The 19,173-nt window shown below is 52.4% G+C and carries 17 protein-coding genes; 2 read left to right on the top strand and 15 right to left on the bottom strand.

The window, feature by feature from the left end; translation table 11 throughout:
• Window positions 1–319: 319 nt before the first annotated feature.
• The 8 genes from SFC07_RS09110 to SFC07_RS09075 form a co-directional block, all read right to left on the bottom strand.
• Window positions 320–3,163, bottom strand: a complete 2,844-nt coding sequence (locus SFC07_RS09110; protein WP_411207930.1) for a choice-of-anchor G family protein — start codon at window positions 3,161–3,163, stop codon at window positions 320–322.
• Window positions 3,164–3,800: 637 nt separating this feature from the next.
• Window positions 3,801–4,730 carry a sulfite exporter TauE/SafE family protein gene (locus SFC07_RS09105; protein WP_411207929.1) on the bottom strand — a complete coding sequence of 310 codons (930 nt, stop codon included), beginning with the start codon at window positions 4,728–4,730 and terminating at the stop codon, window positions 3,801–3,803.
• 22 nt (window positions 4,731–4,752) lie between these two features.
• Window positions 4,753–5,478 carry a sirohydrochlorin chelatase gene (locus SFC07_RS09100; protein WP_411207928.1) on the bottom strand — a complete coding sequence of 242 codons (726 nt, stop codon included), beginning with the start codon at window positions 5,476–5,478 and terminating at the stop codon, window positions 4,753–4,755.
• Window positions 5,479–5,512: 34 nt separating this feature from the next.
• On the bottom strand, window positions 5,513–6,826 hold the full coding sequence (locus SFC07_RS09095; RefSeq protein WP_411207927.1) for a sulfate adenylyltransferase subunit 1: 1,314 nt from the start codon (window positions 6,824–6,826) through the stop codon (window positions 5,513–5,515).
• On the bottom strand, window positions 6,826–7,740 hold the full coding sequence (gene cysD, locus SFC07_RS09090) for a sulfate adenylyltransferase subunit CysD (RefSeq protein ID WP_015652216.1): 915 nt from the start codon (window positions 7,738–7,740) through the stop codon (window positions 6,826–6,828). Before cysD ends, SFC07_RS09095 begins: the two co-directional genes overlap by 1 nt.
• Window positions 7,737–8,534, bottom strand: a complete 798-nt coding sequence (locus tag SFC07_RS09085; protein ID WP_411207926.1) for a phosphoadenylyl-sulfate reductase — start codon at window positions 8,532–8,534, stop codon at window positions 7,737–7,739. The genes cysD and SFC07_RS09085 overlap by 4 nt, the downstream gene beginning before the upstream one ends.
• A complete protein-coding gene (locus tag SFC07_RS09080; RefSeq protein ID WP_015652218.1) occupies window positions 8,531–8,794 on the bottom strand; it encodes a hypothetical protein in 264 nt (87 codons plus the stop codon). Before SFC07_RS09080 ends, SFC07_RS09085 begins: the two co-directional genes overlap by 4 nt.
• Entirely contained in the window at window positions 8,791–10,527 is a 1,737-nt protein-coding gene (locus SFC07_RS09075; protein ID WP_411207925.1) for a nitrite/sulfite reductase, read from the bottom strand. Before SFC07_RS09075 ends, SFC07_RS09080 begins: the two co-directional genes overlap by 4 nt.
• Window positions 10,528–10,960: 433 nt before the next feature.
• Here SFC07_RS09075 and SFC07_RS09070 point away from each other — a divergent pair, with 433 nt between their 5' ends.
• Window positions 10,961–12,334 carry an FAD-dependent oxidoreductase gene (locus SFC07_RS09070; protein WP_411207924.1) on the top strand — a complete coding sequence of 458 codons (1,374 nt, stop codon included), beginning with the start codon at window positions 10,961–10,963 and terminating at the stop codon, window positions 12,332–12,334.
• Window positions 12,335–12,406: 72 nt separating this feature from the next.
• Here SFC07_RS09070 and SFC07_RS09065 read toward each other — a convergent pair whose 3' ends face one another.
• On the bottom strand, window positions 12,407–12,823 hold the full coding sequence (locus SFC07_RS09065) for a VOC family protein (RefSeq protein ID WP_411207923.1): 417 nt from the start codon (window positions 12,821–12,823) through the stop codon (window positions 12,407–12,409).
• A 69-nt stretch (window positions 12,824–12,892) separates the two neighbouring features.
• Between SFC07_RS09065 and SFC07_RS09060 the strand changes: the two genes are divergently transcribed.
• On the top strand, window positions 12,893–13,300 hold the full coding sequence (locus SFC07_RS09060; RefSeq protein WP_411207922.1) for a hypothetical protein: 408 nt from the start codon (window positions 12,893–12,895) through the stop codon (window positions 13,298–13,300).
• On the opposite strand, the gene SFC07_RS09055 is transcribed toward SFC07_RS09060, so the two are convergent.
• From SFC07_RS09055 to SFC07_RS09030, 6 genes are all read right to left on the bottom strand, one after another.
• Window positions 13,297–14,124: a nitroreductase family protein gene (locus tag SFC07_RS09055; protein ID WP_411207921.1), complete on the bottom strand. Its 828-nt coding sequence runs from the start codon at window positions 14,122–14,124 to the stop codon at window positions 13,297–13,299. The genes SFC07_RS09060 and SFC07_RS09055 overlap by 4 nt on opposite strands.
• A gap of 117 nt (window positions 14,125–14,241) precedes the next feature.
• Entirely contained in the window at window positions 14,242–15,780 is a 1,539-nt protein-coding gene (gene tctA, locus SFC07_RS09050) for a tripartite tricarboxylate transporter permease TctA (protein WP_411207920.1), read from the bottom strand.
• Window positions 15,780–16,355, bottom strand: coding sequence for a tripartite tricarboxylate transporter TctB family protein (locus SFC07_RS09045; RefSeq protein WP_411207919.1), 576 nt, complete (start codon window positions 16,353–16,355; stop codon window positions 15,780–15,782). The genes tctA and SFC07_RS09045 overlap by 1 nt, the downstream gene beginning before the upstream one ends.
• Window positions 16,352–17,365 (bottom strand): tripartite tricarboxylate transporter substrate binding protein TctC, encoded by a 1,014-nt coding sequence (tctC, locus tag SFC07_RS09040; protein WP_411208014.1) that lies wholly within the window; start codon window positions 17,363–17,365, stop codon window positions 16,352–16,354. The genes SFC07_RS09045 and tctC overlap by 4 nt, the downstream gene beginning before the upstream one ends.
• Before the next feature lie 343 nt (window positions 17,366–17,708).
• Window positions 17,709–18,443: an AAA family ATPase gene (locus SFC07_RS09035; RefSeq protein WP_411207918.1), complete on the bottom strand. Its 735-nt coding sequence runs from the start codon at window positions 18,441–18,443 to the stop codon at window positions 17,709–17,711.
• On the bottom strand, window positions 18,440–19,153 hold the full coding sequence (locus SFC07_RS09030; RefSeq protein WP_411207917.1) for an AAA family ATPase: 714 nt from the start codon (window positions 19,151–19,153) through the stop codon (window positions 18,440–18,442). Before SFC07_RS09030 ends, SFC07_RS09035 begins: the two co-directional genes overlap by 4 nt.
• Between the last annotated feature and the right edge of the window lie 20 nt (window positions 19,154–19,173).

Below are 19,173 nucleotides of genomic sequence, written 5' to 3'. Positions count from 1 at the left end.
ACGCCGACGCCAAGGCCTACCACCGCGCTCGAACTATGCCCGTGGCTTACCGGCCCCGATCAAAATTTGAATAGAGGGCACTAGCATCAAGATATCATGGTGAATCCACTCATCAGTAGAGCCCCATCTCCTCAATTTGAAAAGTCAATTCAACAGCGGCTTGCTGAGTAGTTAGTTTCAGCATGCATAGGAATTACACCGACCAACTTATCTCGGCGACGAATTTTCACCTGAATGCCCCGAAACGCATTAAACCGCTTATCGACGTCACCCCGTGACTGCAGGGCGGCGTCGATAAGCGGTATTAAGGTGCTAAAAACTAGCTGGAGCTAGAGCTCGAGTTGTCCATTCCGCAAAGAACTGGAGTGGAGATTAGAGCAAGAGCTGCAGTTGCGAACAGCGCCTGGGAGACCATCTGGTGATCAACTGCGTTAGCAGCATCGTTCAGGCCACGGTTGATGTTGCGAACCCATTCAGGCTGGTTTGCTCCACCAGTAGCGTTGATCAGGCTGCGCAGCTGACGATCAAGCTCTGCACCGATAGACTTCATCAGTGGCTCAAGAGCAGGACCAGCAATCGCACCAACAGTTCCCAGTGCAATCAGCAGACCAGCCACACCAGCAGCTGGGGAGTTGAGGCACTGCTGCAGGAAGTCAGAGGATCCGTTGGAGGTGCCATCGGAACTTCCAGTGGAACCATTGTCGCCGCCATCGCCGTCGCCATTATCATCATCGCCAGCCTTGACGACGAAAATGAAGGTTTCAGTGGTGGTTCCACCGTTGTTGGTAGCGGTTACTGTAACGGTGTAGTTACCCTCGGTGCCCTTTTCTGGGACACCAGTGATTTCGCCAGTGGTTGGATCGTAATCAACGCCATCTGGGAGACCTTCGACATCAACATCAGCGTCGTCAGGAGTGACAACAACCTCGATTGGATCGATTGGCTCCTCTTCAGTTCCTTCAGCATCATCGATTGGATCGATGGTTGGTGCTGGGATTGGGTTGCTGGAATCACGAACCTCAATGGTGAAGCTTGTGTTGGCAGTTAGTCCATCGTTGGTGGCAGTAACAGTTACGTTGTAGTTTCCTGCTTCTTCTGGAGTACCAGAAATAACACCGTTAGAAATGGTTACACCGTTGGGGAGTCCCTCTGCAGTTACTACAGCAGTATCTGGAGTGACTTCAGTGTTAACAGTTGTAATTGGGCTACCAAGCTCGATGGACTGATCATCGATGTCTTCGATAGTTGGTGCAACTACAGGAGTGGAAGTATCAGTGACCGTGATAGTGAATTCGGTGGTAGCAGTACGGCCAGTGTTGGTTGCAGTCACCGTAATTGGGAAGGTTCCTGCTTCTTCTGGAGTACCAGAAATAACACCGTTTTCAAACGTAACGCCCTTAGGAAGAGCGCTCGTTGAGATCACAGCAGAGTCCGGGGTTGCTTGTGGAGTGACATCTGCAATCGGGTTACCAAGATCAATGTTTTGATCAGCGATAGGAGCGATCGTTGGATCAACAATTCCAGTCCAGGATGCATCAGCATTCACGGTTGCTCGCGCTAGTGGCAGATCAACTAGACCATCAAGGACGTTGATGCGCAGTGCAGATACGGTGAACTGCTCATCTGGGTTGGTGATCGGGCCAGTCGCCTGGTTTGGACGTGCAGTATTGTCGCGCACGATGGATCCTGCAACCTGTGGGTTTGGCTGATCATTAAGGGTGATGCGCAGGATTTCAGCGTCGGATAGCAGTTCACCGAGTCCGTCAGCGAGTGGAGCTACGGTTTCGCTGACTACGTTATCCAGGATGTTGTTGAGGAGGGGGTCAACAACGCCATCGATAGCACCCTCGAGGGTAGTGCCAACAGTTCCTAGGACACCCTTCAATGCGTTGGTCAGCGAATCCAGGTTGATGGCGCCCAACAGGGCCACATCAATTTCCGCAGTTTCATCGAGGAATTCACCCAGTGTGCCTTCAAGCGTTACATCTGCTACTGGGAGAACAAGAGCAACAATGTTGAGATCAACCTTGACTGATGTAGCCAGGATTCCTTCTTCAACAGCTGTACGAACATCGTCGAGAAGCTGGTTCAGAAGAGTCTGGATCTCATTTTCAATCTGTGCAACGGCAGCTGCATTGAGAAGGTTGGTGTTCGGATCAACTGCTGAGGTACCACCAAGAGCTTCAAGGTTGACGCGGATCTCGCCGGATGCCAAATCAATGGAAACTGCGTTGGACTCCAAAGTTTCAGCAAGCAAAGGCTTCAGTACACCCTGAATATTGGTGCTGAGCTCGATGTCTACACCGTTAGCATTTCCCAGGAGACTAAGGACACCATTGAGCAAACCGGTAACTTCTGACAGCACACTAGTATCGCCTGCAATACCATCTACCAGGTTATCGATCTGGATACCGAGGCCTGGGTTTGCAGAATCCTCACCAACAAGAGTCTCCACTAGATCTCCAACAAGTGGGCTATCTAGAGTTAGATCTACGTTGGAAAGCGCGTACTCAGAGGTAACCTCATCGCCGTTGCGCTCAGCAGATGCACTGACTGCGCCGATGCGGAGTGAAAGCTCATCGATAATGCCGTTGGTGATCGCGTCAACACCCGCGTTACCAAGAATGTCGGTGAGGTCTAGAACAGTGTCCACACCGGAGTTGCTGCCGTGTTGGCCTAGGTCAATGGAGCCATCGTCGTTTAGCACACCGGCAGATGCAGAAGCCTTGTTTCCGGCTGGAGTCGCAGCGTTTGCCCCCAGTACGCCGGCATTTCCTTCTACATTGAGCAGGGTAAGTAGTGGAATGTTTAGACTACCGATTTGTAGGTCAATGCCTTGCAGCAGGGTGAGATCAATATTAGCGGAGTCAGTGGGCTCATCTGGGAATTCCGCGTTTGCGCGAATAGCTTCCAAGGCGGAGAGGAACTGTGCCTTATCAGCTGGATCTACGCGATCCTCCAAAAGTGCAAGGTCAAGAACCTGACCGCTTGCGGTAGCAATCGGAGCAGATGTTTCTTGAGCATTAGCGATTGCGGTGATTGGTAAAAGTGGGTGGGCAGGAACTGCCACGAGCACGCCACCAAGTAATGCGGTGCTGGTAATTGTTGCAATACCAATGCGCATGCTGCGACTTAGCGCAGATGTAGACTTCTTAAGTTTCACTGGTCCTCCGTCGGGATTTTATTTAACCTGCTCCGTCACCCCAGGGCGCGTCCACCGCAAGGATCTGGTACACAAAACTGATGCATGCAATCCAAGGAATAGACTAGTCAACTTAACGAAGATATCCATAGCGAACATTTTCGAATTATCGTGTTTTACATATGTGAAATTTGGATTGTTTTATTAATCCGTTACAAAATGCCTGTTCGGAATATGGATTTTCCTTTATTTAAATTGTGCTGAAACTGTCAAAATTATTAAAAAATCAGGGCATATAATTGACAATTCCACCCCCAAAACTTTACCCCCAAAATATAATCCCAAAAGTTAGGGTCGAAATTCCTAATTCAAATCATCGATAAATGCAGTGCACGCATCTAATTTACCAACGACTTACTGCAAAGTGCCTTGTTGAACAATCTATCGTCGTTATAATCACGTCTCAACGAAGCGGTGACCCCACGACTTTCCGCACAGCTTTTTCCTATAATCTGATTAGCCCCCAAAATCACCTGATGCTTTAGCGTTACCTTAACACCTGTCAGAATACAGCAAGTTTGTTCGATTCATTCTGCCTGCCCCAAACGCCTAAAAACGCCCACCCGCGGGTGGTGCGGGTGGGCGTCGAAAAGCGCTTTTAAGAGCTTTTAATCTTTTGTCCTTCGGGTTCGGAAACGATCTCGTTAGACAGAGATTCTTTGAGGAGGTTTTTCCGGTAACGGCGAAAGCCTAAGTAAGTCAGTGGCAGGCCGATGAGCAGGACTGTGACTTGGACCAGGCCGGTCGGAATGAAATCGAGGCCGACTACGCTTAGTACCTTTGGTAGGTTCAGCGTAACAATCAAGGTGCCCACGAAACCGCCGAGAACTGTCGCGTTAACGCGGGAGATCATCCACGCGCCAATTGGTGCTGCGATTGCTCCACCTATTAGCAACGCTGCAACCGAGGCCAAATTGGCTACGAGGTCTTCCCACAGCCCCACAACGAACCCTAAAGTTGCTGCCAGTGATACTAGGAATTCTGCGGTGTTAACAGTTCCAACTACTTTGCGGGGCTCGGTGCGTCCCAAAGAAAGCAGCGTAGAGGTAGTCACTGGACCCCAGCCACCGCCACCGGAAGCATCAACGAAACCACCAACAATTCCTAAGCCTCCGAGGAAGCCTTTGCTGTGTGGACGATCGGAATAGTTACGGCGGATTCGGCCTTTACTAAATCGCCACACCAAGTTTATACCGATCAGCGTAAGGATCAAAGATGTAATCGGGGCTGCTGCTTCGGTGGAAATATTGGATAGGAATGTGGCGCCAGCAAATGCTCCGATGGCGCCGGGAACACCTAGGCGGACAACTACTTTCCAGTCCACGTTGCCAAATTTCCAGTGGCTTAAACCAGAAACTAGGGTGGTTCCAACCTCTGCGGTGTGCACAACTGCGGATGCCTGCGCAGGGCCTAAACCTGCGAGCATGATGAGGATGGTGGTTGATGTGACGCCGAACCCCATGCCAAGGCCGCCATCAACAAGCTGCGCTGCAATGCCAGCGATGGCGATAAAGATCAATGTCTGCATAGCAGAGTTTCCTTAAATGAGATTAGATACGTGCCAGCAGTGCGCTCAATGCAGCGCGATAGCGAGCTGCAACAAGTGGTGCGAGGTCAGTGGTAAGTGGGGTGGAATAAGTAAAGTTCGTAGACGTAACGGTCGCGATGTTGGCGGATTGATCAATCACCCGGTCGAGCAGTAAACCTTCGGTGACAAACAGCGGCAGAATATGGATGGCCTGGTGTTTGGAGGCCACCTCTATCACTCCTGCGCCACCTGCACCTGGCCCGCCGGTAGCGGGCACCACCTCAATTGAGTAGCCGGTGAGGAGGGAAATGGTGTGGGCGAGATCGATGACTGATTCGTTAGCGCTGACGTGGGTGCTTCCAACGGAATACAAAATCACATGAGAGTCTGCGGGGGCATCTGCACGCAACCTATCGGCAAGCACACAAGCCACATCAGAGCCGGTACCAAGGTGAGGGCCGACCAAAAGTTCCACACCATATTTTTCTGAAGCATCTTTAACAGCTGCGGGGACATCGATTTTTGCGTGGTACGCATTGCTAAACAGCAATGGAACCAACGCTGCCTTGTTTACGCCTTCTGCACTGAGCTGTGCCACTACCTGATCCAATGAAGGATCAGAAAGCTCAAGATGTGCTTCCACAGCTGGGGTATCCAGTATTCGTCCGGCTTCAAGTGTCAGCGCAGTAATACCTGCGGCTGCAGACTTTTTGCGGGAGCCGTGGGAAAGCGTAATCAGGGGAATCATTAAGGTGTCCTAAAATTTGACCTAATACTGGGGTCTAGATTGACCAGTTATTGCGCAGTCGGTGGCCAACAAGACCAGCGGCGAGGGTATCGCCAGTGGACTGATCGATAAGGAGGAAGGAGCCGATTGCGCCGCGAGCAGCATAATCTTCAACTTCGAGTTCGCCGGCTACATCGATACGCACATGAGCGATGTCGTTGAGGCCGTAGGAAGCAGGAGCTTCATTGTCGTTCTTGCCATCAATGTCGATAACACGGTCGATGGCGCCAACGCGTCCGCGAACCAGCTGGGTGCCATAACGAACCTTGACAGCAGCACCAGGCTTGATGTCGCGATCTGCAAGACCAACCACAGTGGCGTTGAAGGAGCGTACGGATTCTGGGCGATCGGAACCTGCGATGAGTTCGCCGCGGATCAGATCGATTTCCTGAGCTAGGCGTAGTACAACCGCCTCACCGACAGCTGCGGTTTGCAAAGGACCATCAGCGGAATCAATGTGAGTGACCTCGGTGGTGCGTCCCTCAGGAAGGTACACAGTGTCACCTACGGACACGGATCCAGCGTTGATGGTTCCGGCGTAACCACGGTAGTCAGAGGCGTGTTCGCGGATCACGTATTGGATTGGGAAACGGAAGCCAAGATCATGAGCACGGCCACGGGAAACCTCGACGTTTTCTAGAATTTCCAGCACTGTTGGTCCGGTGTACCAATCCATGTTGGTGGAGGTTTCTGCAACGTTGTCACCTTTAAGTGCAGAGATTGGAACAACGTGGGTGTCATTGACATCCAAAGCGGTTGCCAGGCCGACGAATTCTTTCTGAATGTCGCGGAATACTTCTTCGCTGTAGTCAACAAGGTCGATCTTGTTCACGGCCAAGATAACGGTGCGTACACCCAGCAACGCTGCCACGGAGAGGTGGCGGCGGGTCTGCTCAACAACGCCGTGACGTGCATCAACGAGTAGTACAACGACCTGGGAGGTGGATACGCCGGTAACGGTGTTACGGGTGTACTGCACGTGACCTGGGGTATCTGCCAGGATGAAGGTGCGCTTGTCGGTGGCGAAGTAGCGGTATGCCACGTCAATGGTGATGCCCTGCTCGCGCTCAGCACGCAGGCCGTCAACCAGGAGGGAAAGGTCTAGGCCTTCAAAGCCGCGGTCTGCAGAGGTGCGCTCTACAGAAGCGAGCTGATCAGCCAAAACTGATTTGGTGTCATGCAGCAAACGACCAACGAAGGTGGACTTGCCATCATCGACGGAGCCTGCGGTGCACAGACGGAGGGTTTCGCGCTCGGCGATTTTAGCTGAAGCTTTTTTATTAGTTCCATCAAGTGTTGCAGCAGTCATCAGAAGTAGCCTTCTTTCTTACGGTCTTCCATCGCGGATTCGCTGAGTCGGTCGTCTGCGCGGGTTGCGCCACGCTCGGTGAGGGTGGAGGTTGCGATCTCTTCGATCACATCGTCGATGGTGCGAGCTTCGGAAAGCACAGCACCGGTGCAGGACATATCGCCTACTGTGCGGTAACGCACGGTCTTGGTGACAATCTCCTCGCCCTTCTTAGGGCCACCCCACTCGCCAGCGGTAAGCCACATGCCATCGCGCTCAAAAACTTCGCGCTGGTGGGAGAAGTAAATTGGAGGCAATTCGATATTGCGAGCACCGATGTACTCCCAGATATCAGCTTCGGTCCAGTTGGAGATGGGGAAAACGCGGATGTTTTCGCCTGGCAGGTGTCCACCGTTGTAGAGGTTCCATAACTCTGGACGCTGACGGCGAGGATCCCAACCACCGAAGGAATCGCGTACAGAGAAGACACGCTCCTTGGCACGGGCACGCTCTTCATCGCGGCGGGCACCACCAAGCACGGCGTCATAACCTTGCTCAGCAATAGTTTCTACCAAAGGTACGGTCTGCAGTGGGTTGCGGGTGCCGTCTGGGCGTTCCTGCAGGTCACCGCGGTCGATCCAGTCTTGAACCTTTGCAACGCGCAGGCGTGCTCCGGTGCGAGCAACCAGGTTGTCGCGGAATTCCAAAACCTCTGGGAAGTTGTGGCCGGTGTCCACGTGTAGCAGTTCAAAAGGCACGGTAGCTGGTGCAAAAGCGCGACGAGCTAGCTCATAAACCACCACGGAGTCCTTGCCGCCGGAGAACAGCAGTCCAACCTTGTCAAACTGGCCTGCCACTTCGCGGAGGATGTGGATGGACTCGTTTTCGAGGTCTTTTAGGTGTGGGGAGAGTTCGGTGTTTAGTGATGTGGTCATGATGAGTGAAGTCCGCATTCTGTCTTGGCGTTTCCAGCCCAACGGCCGGCCCTAGGGTCTTGTCCTTCTGCAACCGGAAGGGTGCAGGTTTCGCATCCGATGGATGGGTAACCCTGATGGGTCAAAGGGTGATCGATAAGATTGTTGGCTTTGATGAACTCATTGGTTTCTTCCAAAGACCAGGTGATAATCGGGGAGATTTTCAAACGGCCAGTGGCATCTAAGCTCAAGGCAGGTGCCTGTGCACGAGTTGGTCCATCTGAGCGACGCAGTCCGGTAATCCAACCGGCATAAGGGCTCAAGGAAGTAGCCAGTGGCTCAACCTTGCGCATCCGGCAGCAGGCGGTGGGGTTGGACAAATAGAGGTTCTTGCCATAAATGGAGTCCTGCTCAGGGCGGCTGAGCAGTGGCAATGCGGTTACCAATTCCTGTGGGTAACGCTGATCCACGGCACGAGCAACCTCAAGGGTTTCTTTGAAGTGGTAGCCAGTATCCAGGAAGAGGAAATCGGATTCTGGCAAAAACTGCGATGCCAATTCCGCGAGCACAGTGTTCTCCATGCTCAAGGTCACTGCAATTTTGCCGGGTGCGTGCTCGGCGGCCCATTCCAAAATAGTTTGTGCGCTGGCGTTATACAGCTTTTCAGCGTGCTTTTCGACGAGCTCCTCATTGCGGGCCGCAATGTCGGCCGGCAAAGGCTCGGTAGTGCGGGGACCCTCCGGGGAGACCTCCGGGTCTCTAACAGGACCAGTGTTCTTCAGAACATTGATGCCGTTGATAGATGGGAAAGTCATTGTGGAGTGTCGCCTCCTTCATTTATTAGGTGGCCGTGTTTGGCCAGTGATTCTTTAAGTGCTTCTGAAGTTGATTTTGCTGGTGCTGGGCGCTGCTCTGGATCATCTTGGCCGTAGTACTTCACTTCGAAGATCCGGGTGCAGTCTGTGCAGAACCAGGCAAATTCTGTTTCCTCATTGGGAAAAAGAGTTTCTCCGGCGCAATAAGGGCAGTAGAGCGGGTGATTGCGGTTGGGGTTGGGTTTGCGACGCAGACTCAACTCAAATCCTCATCGGTGGCACGCTGTACCCAATCGCGGAACTGCTCGTCTTCACCACGCTGTTCCTTGAACTTGGTGACAACGCGGGTGACGTACTCGCCCACTTCATCAGCAACAACCTTGTGGCCCTTGAGCTTGCGGCCAAAGTTTGGATCGATGTTCATGGAACCGCCCAGGTGAACCTGGAAGCCCTCCACACGGTTGCCCTCGGAGTCGGTAACGATCTGGCCCTTGAATCCAATGTCTGCAACCTGCGCACGAGCACAGGAGTTGGGGCAGCCATTAAGCGCAATCTTGATTGGAACTTCGAGGTCACCAATGCGCTCTTCCAGCTCATCCACTAGCTGAATAGCGCGCGCCTTGGTGGTGGTGTGTGCCAACTTGCAGAATTCCAGGCCGGTGCAGGAAATAACGCCGCGGCGGAACTCAGAAGGAGAGGAATACAGTCCAACCTCATCAAGGTCACGAGCGACCTCGGTAAGCTTTTCGCGCTCGATGTCAAGGAAGATCAATTCCTTTTCCACGGTGGTGCGAATTCGGGAGATGCCATGCTTTTCAGCAATGTCAGCAATAGCAATCAGCTGCTCACCAGAGGTGTGGCCCACGGTGGGCTTAACACCCAGGTAGAACTTGCCATCCTTTTGTGGGTGAATACCAATGTGATCGCGGTAGCCAGGGTTGGTGGTAATTTCTGGGCCGTCGATGAGCTTGCGCTCGAGGTACTCGGTTTCCAGAACCTCACGGAATTTCTCAATTCCCCACTGTGCCACCAAGAACTTGAGGCGTGCACGGTTGCGTAGACGACGGAAACCGTAGTCACGGAAGATACCAGCAACACCTGCCCACACGTCTGGAACATCCTCGATTGGAATCCAAGCGCCCAGTGGCTGTGCCAGCATTGGGTTGGTGGAAAGGCCACCGCCAACGAAGCATTCAAAACCTACGCCGTGCTCAGGGTGTACCGAAGGCACAAAGGCGATGTCCTGAATTTCGTGGGTGACATCCTGACGGGCGTTACCGGTAATAGCGGTCTTAAATTTACGAGGAAGGTTCGTAAATTGATCATCGCTGAAGTACCGTTCGTGGATTTCCTTGATGGCGGGGGTTGCGTCGATAAGCTCTTCAGCAGAAACGCCTGCAACGGGTGATCCGAGGATAACGCGGGGGACGTCACCGCATCCGAACATGGTGGTGAGTCCAACGGACTCCAACTTGTCCCAGATGGTGGGCACATCTTCAATGCGGATCCAGTGCAGCTGAATGTTCTGGCGGTCGGTGAAGTCCGCGGTGGAGCGAGCATAATCGCGGGAAATCTCGCCCACGGCACGCAGCTTCTCTGGGGAAGCCAGGCCACCATCAAAACGCACGCGCATCATGAAGTATTCATCTTGCAATTCAGCATCTGGGACGTGTCCGGTGAGCTCGCCGCCGAGATCCTGCTTGCGCTGGGTATAAATACCCAACCACTTGAAGCGAGGAGCAATATCATCCGGGTGGATGGATGAGAATCCCTGCTTGGAGTACACATCGATAACGCGCTGCTTTACCTCGAACGCAGGCTCATCTTGCTTAACCTGTTCGGTGTGGTTGAGAGGGGTGGTGCCATCAATTTTCCACTGCCCCTCTGGCTTGGGCTTACGCGGCGTACGAGCAGGACGCTCAGCAGCGGCGGAGGCTGCAGGGGCTGCTGCTGCCTTCTCTGCTGACTGCTCAGAAGTAGTAGGTGATGCCATGGGTGGATGACGCTCCTCAAAGCTTGGGGCTAAAAACTTTATAAAACCGGGTGAATCTTTATGTTTAATATACGGAAGAACTTAGACGTACCGCTCTGTCTACAACAACATTTAGATTCATGACTCAGAGAGTGGAATTAAGACATTTCTAAATTTTTCCATCTCCACCTGCAAAAACTACACCATATTCAGCTTGAATAAAATAGACAAACCTGTCTAAGGCTCTCAGAAATCATGAATTTAATTAGAGAAAATTATTTGCAAGCGCCAGAGTTGCTGATAGCTTTACAGACCAAGCGGTCTACAGGATGGTCTGTTTAACCAGATTCCACTAGATTCCATCGGGTTTCACTAGACAGATCGCCCGCAAGAGCTTCCTCAGACCCACCCACACTCACAGCCCCCTGATACTGGGAACGAAAGGTAAAAGCAGATGTCCACTCCCCTGCGCGTTGCCGTCATCGGCGCCGGCCCTGCCGGCATCTACGCATCTGATCTCCTCATCCGCAATGAAGAGCGCGAAATCTTTGTTGACCTCTTTGAGCAGATGCCAGCACCTTTCGGCCTTATCCGTTATGGCGTTGCTCCTGACCACCCACGCATCAAGGGCATTGTGAAGTCCCTGCACAATGTGCTCGACAAGCCTCACCTGCGCCTGCTGGGAAATATCACCGTTGGCCGTGATGTCACCGTAGAAGAACTGCGCGATTACTATGACGCAATTGTTTTCTCCACCGGCGCTGTGGCTGACCGTCCGCTGAACATCCCTGGTATTGAGGCCGAAGGCTCCTATGGTGCTGGCGAATTTGTTGGCTTCTACGATGGCAACCCTCGCTTCGAGCGTTCCTGGGATCTTTCCGCAGAGTCTGTTGCAGTGATCGGCGTAGGTAACGTTGGCCTCGACGTCGCCCGCATCCTGGCTAAGACCGGCGAGGAACTTAAAGTCACCGAGATTCCAGACAATGTTTATGAGTCACTAAAGGAAAACAAGGCCACTGAGGTGCATGTTTTCGGTCGCCGTGGCCCAGCTCAGGTGAAGTTCACCCCGCAGGAGCTTAAAGAACTCGATCACTCCCCCACCATCAACGTGGTTGTTGATCCTGAAGATATTGACTATGACGCAGCTTCTGAAGAAGCCCGTCGCGCCTCCAAGTCCCAGGACTTGGTCTGCCAGATCCTGGAGCAGTACGCCATCCGCGAGCCTAAGGATGCGCCACACACCCTGCAGATTCACCTCTTTGAAAGCCCAGTTGAGGTTTTGCAGAAGGATGGCAAGGTTGTTGGCCTGCGCACCGAGCGCACCGCACTTGATGGCAACGGCGGCGTCACCGGCACCGGCGAGTTTAAGGATTGGCCAGTTCAGGCTGTTTACCGCGCCGTCGGCTACAAGTCCGATGCCATTGCGGGTGTGCCTTTCGACGAGCAGCGCCACGTCATCCCCAATGATGGTGGCCATGTCTTGAGCGCACCAAATGCTGAGAAGGTCCCTGGCCTTTATGCCACCGGCTGGATCAAGCGCGGACCGATTGGTCTCATTGGCAATACAAAGTCCGATGCCAAGGAAACCACCGATATGCTCGTTGCCGATGCCGTAGCTGGAGTTTTGGACGCACCAAAGCACAGCGATGAAAATGCCATCATTGAGCTGCTCGATTCCCGCAGCATTCCTTTCACCACCTGGCAGGGTTGGTACAAGTTGGATGCCGCTGAACGTGCACTTGGTGAGGCCGAGGGCCGCGAGCGCAAGAAGATTGTGGACTGGGAAGAGATGGTTCGCCAGGCTCGCGAAGCTCCAGCAATCGTCTAACCAGCAATGGTCTAATTAAAAACAAAAGTGGGTGCTAGCCGTAGCAAAACGGCCAGCACCCACTTTTGTTATTTAGCCACTGATGTTAAACATCCAGTGGGTACCAAAGCGGTCTTCCACAGCACCATAAATGGCACCCCAAGGCACAGCTTCTAGTGGCATGGTGATGGTGCCGCCTTTAGCCAACTGCTCCCAGTAACCGCGAATTTCTGCTTCTAGCTCCGCTGTACCGGTGATGGCCAAAGGAGTGTCTTCTCCCTTAATGCGTTGCATAAAGGAGGGAATATCAGAGGCAAAGAGGAATTTCTTGCCATCAACGCGCAGCTCAGCGTGCATAATTTTATCGCCATCGCCACCAACTTCTTCCTCGGTGTGAATGGCATTAAAAGGCATCATTTGGAGTTCGCCACCAAAAATCTGCTGATAAAACTCCATGGCTTCTTTGGCATTGCCGTTGAACTGACGATAAGGGGTGAGATCTGCCTGCATGTGAGCATGCTTTAATTCGAGGGTCCAGAATCCTCCCCCAACATAGTCACAATCACTATTCTCGGCAGCATGAAAGTCTCAGATTCTCGCCATATCAGCGTGCTCAGCAGCGCATCCGCAGCCACCATCTACAACCGCGCCCGCAGCCTCCCGCAGCTCCCCAGCTGGGCATCCGGCCTGGCAGCCGGCAACCTACTGCTTATCGACGAAAACCAGGTGGAATTGGACTCCCCGATGGGACGAGTTCGCACAATTTTTACTCCCCGCAATGACCTCGGCATCCTCGACCACACTGTAATCCTGCCCGATGGCCAAGAAGTACTTAACCCTTTTCGGGTTATAGACCACCCTTTAGGATCTGAGCTTATTTTTTCAGTGCGCCAAGGTGAATCCAGTGCGGAAGCTTTTGAGGCTGATTGCCAGGCCGTGCATGCCGACTTGGAAAGGCTGGTTAATTTAGCGGAAGGTGAAAATTAACGCAGCCCAAAGCCTGCTTTTTCCATTACTTTCCTTAGGAACTGACGATTAGTCTTTTCCGTGGCTTTTGCTGCAAGGCGTGCCACCAATTGTTTGGTCCATAATTGGTGCTGGCCATAGCGCGAAAAATAGTGATCCAAAGCGTGGTCGTAGTCGTCGAGAAGCTCTTTGGTGGGTGCCTGGTAACTGTCCCAAGACAGCACCAGCTCTTGTGGCAGGCGTGGTTTAATGCCTGCTGGTTCGCTGGGGTCGGGGTGGCCGATGGAGAGGCCGATGACTGGAACCGCGGTGTCCGGCAGGCCCAGGATCTCTTGCATGCGCGCGGCATCATTGCGCACGGCGCCAATGTGCACGGTTCCAAGACCCATTGATTCCGCTGCTAGGGCCGCGGTTTGGGAGGCGATGCCCGCATCCATAAATCCGATGGCTGCTTCATCGAGATAATCAAAGGCACCGGTTTCAGCTTCATCGGCTGCTGCTAAAAACTTCGCGCGGCTAATATCAATGCACCACACCAACACCACGCCAGCTTCGCGGATATGCGGAAACATTTGGCGTGCTACCTTAGCGATTTCATCCTTGGCAGCAAGATCTTGCACTGCAACCACAGAAATATATTGCTTATTTGAGGAACTGGGCGCTGATTGCGCTGCAGAAACAATCGTGCGGATGGTGTCCTTAGAAATCGGCTTATCCAACCACCGGCGTACCGAACGGTGCCGGTGAATTACTTCTAAGGTGTCATTCCACTGATCTGGCTGCCATTTTTGTTTTTTGCCATAACGTGCGGTGAGTAATTCCTCGGCAGTTTTTGCTTGTTCCACGTTCTCCCCTATTTAACTAATTGTGCCTCTGCTTTTAGCCTAATCCTGCACGGCACTGGCTTGGCAAATAAAAAGTGCAGCACCTTGATGGATGCTGCACTTTTTATTTCAGTGACTTTAATGTGGATCTTCCACCAAAACTGCGGTGGAGGTTAAACGCTTGCGGCGTCCACGCAGGGTGGTCACAATGCTCACCACGATGAAGATGAAGAGCACTCCATAAAGTGACCAGGTGATTGGGCTTGAAACCAAGACGCTGAAATCTCCTACCGAGGACAATAGGGCGTCACGCAAAGAAGTCTCAGCCAAAGGTCCCAACACCATGCCGATCATTAATGGAGCTAAAGGATAGCTATAACGGCGCATTATCAAAGCAACGATGCCGATGCCAAGCAGCATTAGAAGATCAAATACTGCACCGGAAGTGGCATAGATACCTAAACCGCAGAACAGCGCGATCCCAGAGTAAAGGTAGTGCTTGGGGATGAGCAGCAACTTTGCCCATAATTGTGCGAATGGCATGTTAATAGCAAGCAAAACCACCATGGCAATAAAGAAGCTGGCCAGCAAAGCCCACACCAAGTCAGGGCTGCGATCGAAGAGCAAAGGACCAGGCTGCAGGCCATATTGACGGAAAGCTGCCAGCATAATGGCTGCAGTTGCAGAGACTGGAAGGCCAAGCGCCAAAAGTGCACCCATTGCCATACCGGTGGTGGCATTGCCTGCTGCTTCTGGTGCAGCTAGACCGCGGATTGCACCTTTATCACCAAATTTTGGATTTTTGGATCGCTTATCCAAGCTCCTTTCCGTGGAATAGGCCAAGAATGTCGGTACTTCTGAGCCGCCAACCGGGATGATGCCAAATGGGAGACCAATGGTGGTACCGCGCAGCCATGCAGGCAGTGCCTCTTTGAATTCTTTGCGGCTCAACCAAGGGCGTCCAGAAGTTCTAGTCTTCAAATCATCGTGATCGCGACGGGCACGGGAGGCCACAAAGAACACCTCGCCAAGTGCAAGCAATGCCACCGTGACAGTAACCAAAGAGACGCCGTCGAAAAGCTGCGGTGCCCCGAGCGTGAAACGCTCGGTGCCAGTCACTGAGTCAATGCCGATCACCGCAATACCCAGGCCCAGAATCAAGGAAGCGAGTCCCTTAAATACAGAATCTGCAACAACGGAGGAGGTAGCTACGAAGGCAAAGAGTGCCAGTGCAAAGTACTCTGCAGGGCCGAATTTGGTGGAGAGCTCGGCCAGAGTTGGAGCCAAGAATACAACAACACAGGATGAAATAATGCCACCAATAAATGCGCCAATTGCAGCCGTGGCCAGAGCCTGAGCAGCGCGCCCATTAACAGCCATTCGGTGGCCTTCGAATGTCGAGGCAATCGCCGAGGCTTGGCCTGGGGTATTCATCAAAATGGCCATGGTGGAATCACCGAAAAGACCACCAAAATAGACGCCTGAGAACATAATGAATGCCGCTGTAGGATCTAGTGCGAAGGTCATGGGGAGCAGCAAAGCAACTGCCATAGAAGAACCCAGACCAGGCATAACGCCCACTGCAGTTCCCAAAAGACATCCAATAACAACCCACAAGAGGTTCATTGGAGTTAGTGCACCGGCAAAGCCGTGCATCAGCATTGTTAAAGAATCCATTAGAAGCCACCGCCTAGAATTCCGGAAGGAAGGTTAAGCCCAAGTCCAACATCAAATCCGAGGTAGACAACCGAGCTGATCATAAAAGAAATGAAAATATCGAAAACAGGATGCTTTGATCCAAAAGCGCGGGTCATGCACCAGAACAAAAGAGCACCTGCGAGGATCCATCCCAGATAAGGCAAGAGCACGGCAAAGAAGAAGAATCCGCCGATAGCCCAGCTCAAAGAAACGTAGTCCGAGTGGAAGCGCCAGCTACGGCCGGAATGATTCTCCACTTCAAATGGGGTTTTGAGGATTTGTAAAGACAAACAGATAGCAACCACAATTCCTGCAACCCCCAAGATAATGGGGAAGAAACTTGGCCCGGGAAAATCGCTTTTCCCGGTATCCATCGAAAAAGAACCGATGAGCAGATAAAGGCTAAAGGCAGTCAAAATGGCTGGCATGATCAATCCGGAACGCCCTTGCCAGAAGGTGCCTTCACCTACCGGTCGCGGGCCTTCTTGGCTAAGGTGCGCGCTCTTTGCTTGGGGAGCTAGCTGTTGATCTTCAAGATGATCGTTAACACTCATTGCCCCATCTCCTTAAATAGCTGATCGATTCTTTCAATCTCTGCTGCAACAAATTGATCTAGTTCCACTCCCACCAGCGGTGCGCTTTTCCAGTAGTTTCTTTCCACTGCTGCCTGCCACTCAGGAGTCTGCACGGATTCAGCAACAAGCTCTTCAAGTTGTTTGCGCTCTTCCTCGCTGATTCCTGGCGGGGCGAACATTGCGCGCCAGTTGGTCAAGGTGACGTCATAGCCTTGCTCAACCAAGGTGGGGATATCCACGCCGGGGAGACGTTCTGGGGAAGCAATACCCAATACACGCAGCCTTCCTGCTTCTACCTGGGGATACATATCAGCAAAGCCACCGGTAGAGGCTTTTGCGGTGCCATTGAGCAGGGCTTGAATTGCCTCGCCACCACCATCAGAAGGGATAAAAGTGGTTGCTTGTGGATCGATATCTGCAGCAAGAGCAATTTCAGCCATCACCAATTGGTCAAAGGATCCGCCACCGGTCCAAGACACTCCTGCAGGATCTGCTTTCCACGCTGCTACAAGATCTTCCATGGTGTTGTAGGGGGAATCTGCTGGGACTGTGATGATGTCAAACTCTTCCACCACCCGTGCAATGGGAGTGACATCTTGAATTTGGGAGACAGTATCAAATTGGATCTGCGCTGCAATATGTCCTGTGCCGCCCACCATGAGGGTATTGGGTGCGGTCATGGTGGAGAGCTTTCCAAGACCAATGGTGCCACCCGCGCCTGGGATGTTTACCACCTGCACGTTATTGACAATTTTGTTGGTACGCATTGCTTGTTGCTGTTCGCGTTGGAAGGTGTCCCATCCACCGCCAGCAGCTGCGGGTGCAATAAGCGTGAGATTTGATCGGATATCATCGCCGCCGGAGGCGGACTGAATAGAGAAGAAAGAAGCGACTGCGGTAACTATTACTGCGATTACGCTTATTACTATCCTTCCGGTCTGAGGACTTTTTGATTGTGCAGGTCCTGCACCCACATCGGTTTTTTCCACAATTCCCTCTCGGTTGATCTGACATTCAGATTCCACGAGGTGTCTATACGATCCAGCCACCTCTGGTGATTCACATCACTGAAATATTGTGATGCTCGATACATTAGAGGTGAAAGGTGATCTAAGAATAGGGAAATTTGGCAGCTCGGAATCTTTTACCCCCGAAAGTGAAATTAAATGCATTGAGCTAGAGAAATGCTTATTTAGATCAATTAAGTGCATTTAGCTCAAGCCCTTTTTGGGGGCCTGAACCATGTTGGAGAACTTCCTGGCCTCGCCTCTGTTAGGAGCAGCCAGGAAAGCAAACACGGGGGTGGGCAACCAACTACTCCAGCTACTCTGGCTACTCCGACTTCTCCGGCCGGGTTATCTCAACCATATAGTCTGCAATCCCCACCGGATCGTCCATAAAATCACGCAAAGCCCGAAAAGCAGTGGTCTCCTCAAGCTCCACTCCGCGGTGAAGTTGAGCATCGGCACTAAATTCCCAGATCTCAGCTCCGGGAATTGCCAAGAGTACCGGCGAGTGTGTCACCACAATAATCTGCGAGCCACCTGCAGCGATGTCATAAAGTTGCGCCAGCAATGCCATCTGGCGGATAAAAGATAATCCTGATTCCGGCTCATCTAATAAATACAGCCCAGTTCCTACAAATCCCTGCTGGACGATATGCATTACCGATTCCCCATGGGACATCTCATGCAGATTAACCCACCCGGGAGCCTCGGCCCCATAGGTAGCTGCCACATTAAAGTAGGATTCCGATCTTAAGAAATATCCCGCCATCGCTTGGGGCCCTACATGCGCTTTGGCCACATTACGCAAGGGATTTTCAAAACTTTTAAACCTGCCATCAAAGGGGCCACCGTGGACGCTAAAACCTGCGTTCACCGCTATGGCCTCCAAAAGTGTGGATTTACCGACGCCGTTTTCACCGGTGATCACGGTAATCGAATGAGTGAAGTCAAAAACCCGCGCCTGCTGCAAGGCCTTAAAGGCTGGAATCTGAGCAGTCCACTGCGCAGCCGTACCATGGGCATTTTCCAGCGCCACGATGTCCTTTATATAAAGGCTCATTGGGTGTCCTCTACTAGGAAGGCAGCGGTTCCGCGGGGATCATTTAAGAACTCCCGGGCAGCGCCCACTGCTTCAGTATCTTCAAAGGAAACTTGCCGCAAGCCGTCAGCCGAAACCTCAACAATGTCTGCCCCTGGAGTAGCTAAAAGTATCGGCGAGTGAGTAGCCACAATAATCTGCGAGCCTGCTGCCGCCAGGTGCACCAGATTTCCCATAAATTCCAATTGGCGCAGTAGGGATAGGCCAGCTTCCGGCTCATCCAAGATAATGAGTCCAGGCCGACGCAAGCGACGTTCCACCAAGGCCATGATTGATTCGCCGTGGCTCATCTCTAGAAGGTCCGACAAAGGATCACCAGAAAAAGTTGAATGATAGGAAGCCAGGTTATAAAAGGTCTCGCCCCTGAAGAAAAAAGCATCTTTGGGGTTGGCCCGGCGCGTTAATTGTAGTGTTTTATGTAATTCAGAAACAATATCCCCACTGTGGCCAAAGTTAGCGTGCCTGGAACCACCGGCAGGATTAACACGCATTCCCACAGCTAGGGCCTCTACCAGCGTGGATTTACCCACGCCGTTTTCACCAGTGATCACCGTAATGGGAGCTTTAAACTCCAGTGGTTCTTTAAACAAGGAGTGCACCACTGAAAGCTCGGATAAATATCCCGCGAGGGTGTCGGGGTTATCCACTAGTGCCACCTTTGTTAAGAACATAGCCCCACTATAGATTCTTG

This window comes from Corynebacterium callunae (assembly GCF_046592015.1).
Lineage (GTDB): Bacteria > Actinomycetota > Actinomycetes > Mycobacteriales > Mycobacteriaceae > Corynebacterium > Corynebacterium callunae_A.
Note: the sequence above shows the minus strand (reverse complement) of the source record. Positions and strands in the feature narration are given on the sequence as shown.

Bases quoted from the DNA above. Each gene is read 5' to 3' on its own strand.
- SFC07_RS09105 (WP_411207929.1), bottom strand. From the start codon at position 4,730: ATGCAGACATTGATCTTTATCGCCATCGCTGGCATTGCAGCGCAGCTT.
- SFC07_RS09065 (WP_411207923.1), bottom strand. From the start codon at position 12,823: ATGCAGGCAGATCTCACCCCTTATCGTCAGTTCAACGGCAATGCCAAA.
- SFC07_RS09030 (WP_411207917.1), bottom strand. From the start codon at position 19,153: ATGTTCTTAACAAAGGTGGCACTAGTGGATAACCCCGACACCCTCGCG.
- SFC07_RS09100 (WP_411207928.1), bottom strand. From the start codon at position 5,478: ATGATTCCCCTGATTACGCTTTCCCACGGCTCCCGCAAAAAGTCTGCA.
- SFC07_RS09060 (WP_411207922.1), top strand. From the start codon at position 12,893: ATGAAAGTCTCAGATTCTCGCCATATCAGCGTGCTCAGCAGCGCATCC.
- SFC07_RS09070 (WP_411207924.1), top strand. From the start codon at position 10,961: ATGTCCACTCCCCTGCGCGTTGCCGTCATCGGCGCCGGCCCTGCCGGC.
- SFC07_RS09095 (WP_411207927.1), bottom strand. From the start codon at position 6,826: ATGACTGCTGCAACACTTGATGGAACTAATAAAAAAGCTTCAGCTAAA.
- cysD (WP_015652216.1), bottom strand. From the start codon at position 7,740: ATGACCACATCACTAAACACCGAACTCTCCCCACACCTAAAAGACCTC.
- SFC07_RS09075 (WP_411207925.1), bottom strand. From the start codon at position 10,527: ATGGCATCACCTACTACTTCTGAGCAGTCAGCAGAGAAGGCAGCAGCA.
- SFC07_RS09035 (WP_411207918.1), bottom strand. From the start codon at position 18,443: ATGAGCCTTTATATAAAGGACATCGTGGCGCTGGAAAATGCCCATGGT.
- tctA (WP_411207920.1), bottom strand. From the start codon at position 15,780: ATGGATTCTTTAACAATGCTGATGCACGGCTTTGCCGGTGCACTAACT.
- SFC07_RS09085 (WP_411207926.1), bottom strand. From the start codon at position 8,534: ATGACTTTCCCATCTATCAACGGCATCAATGTTCTGAAGAACACTGGT.
- SFC07_RS09045 (WP_411207919.1), bottom strand. From the start codon at position 16,355: ATGAGTGTTAACGATCATCTTGAAGATCAACAGCTAGCTCCCCAAGCA.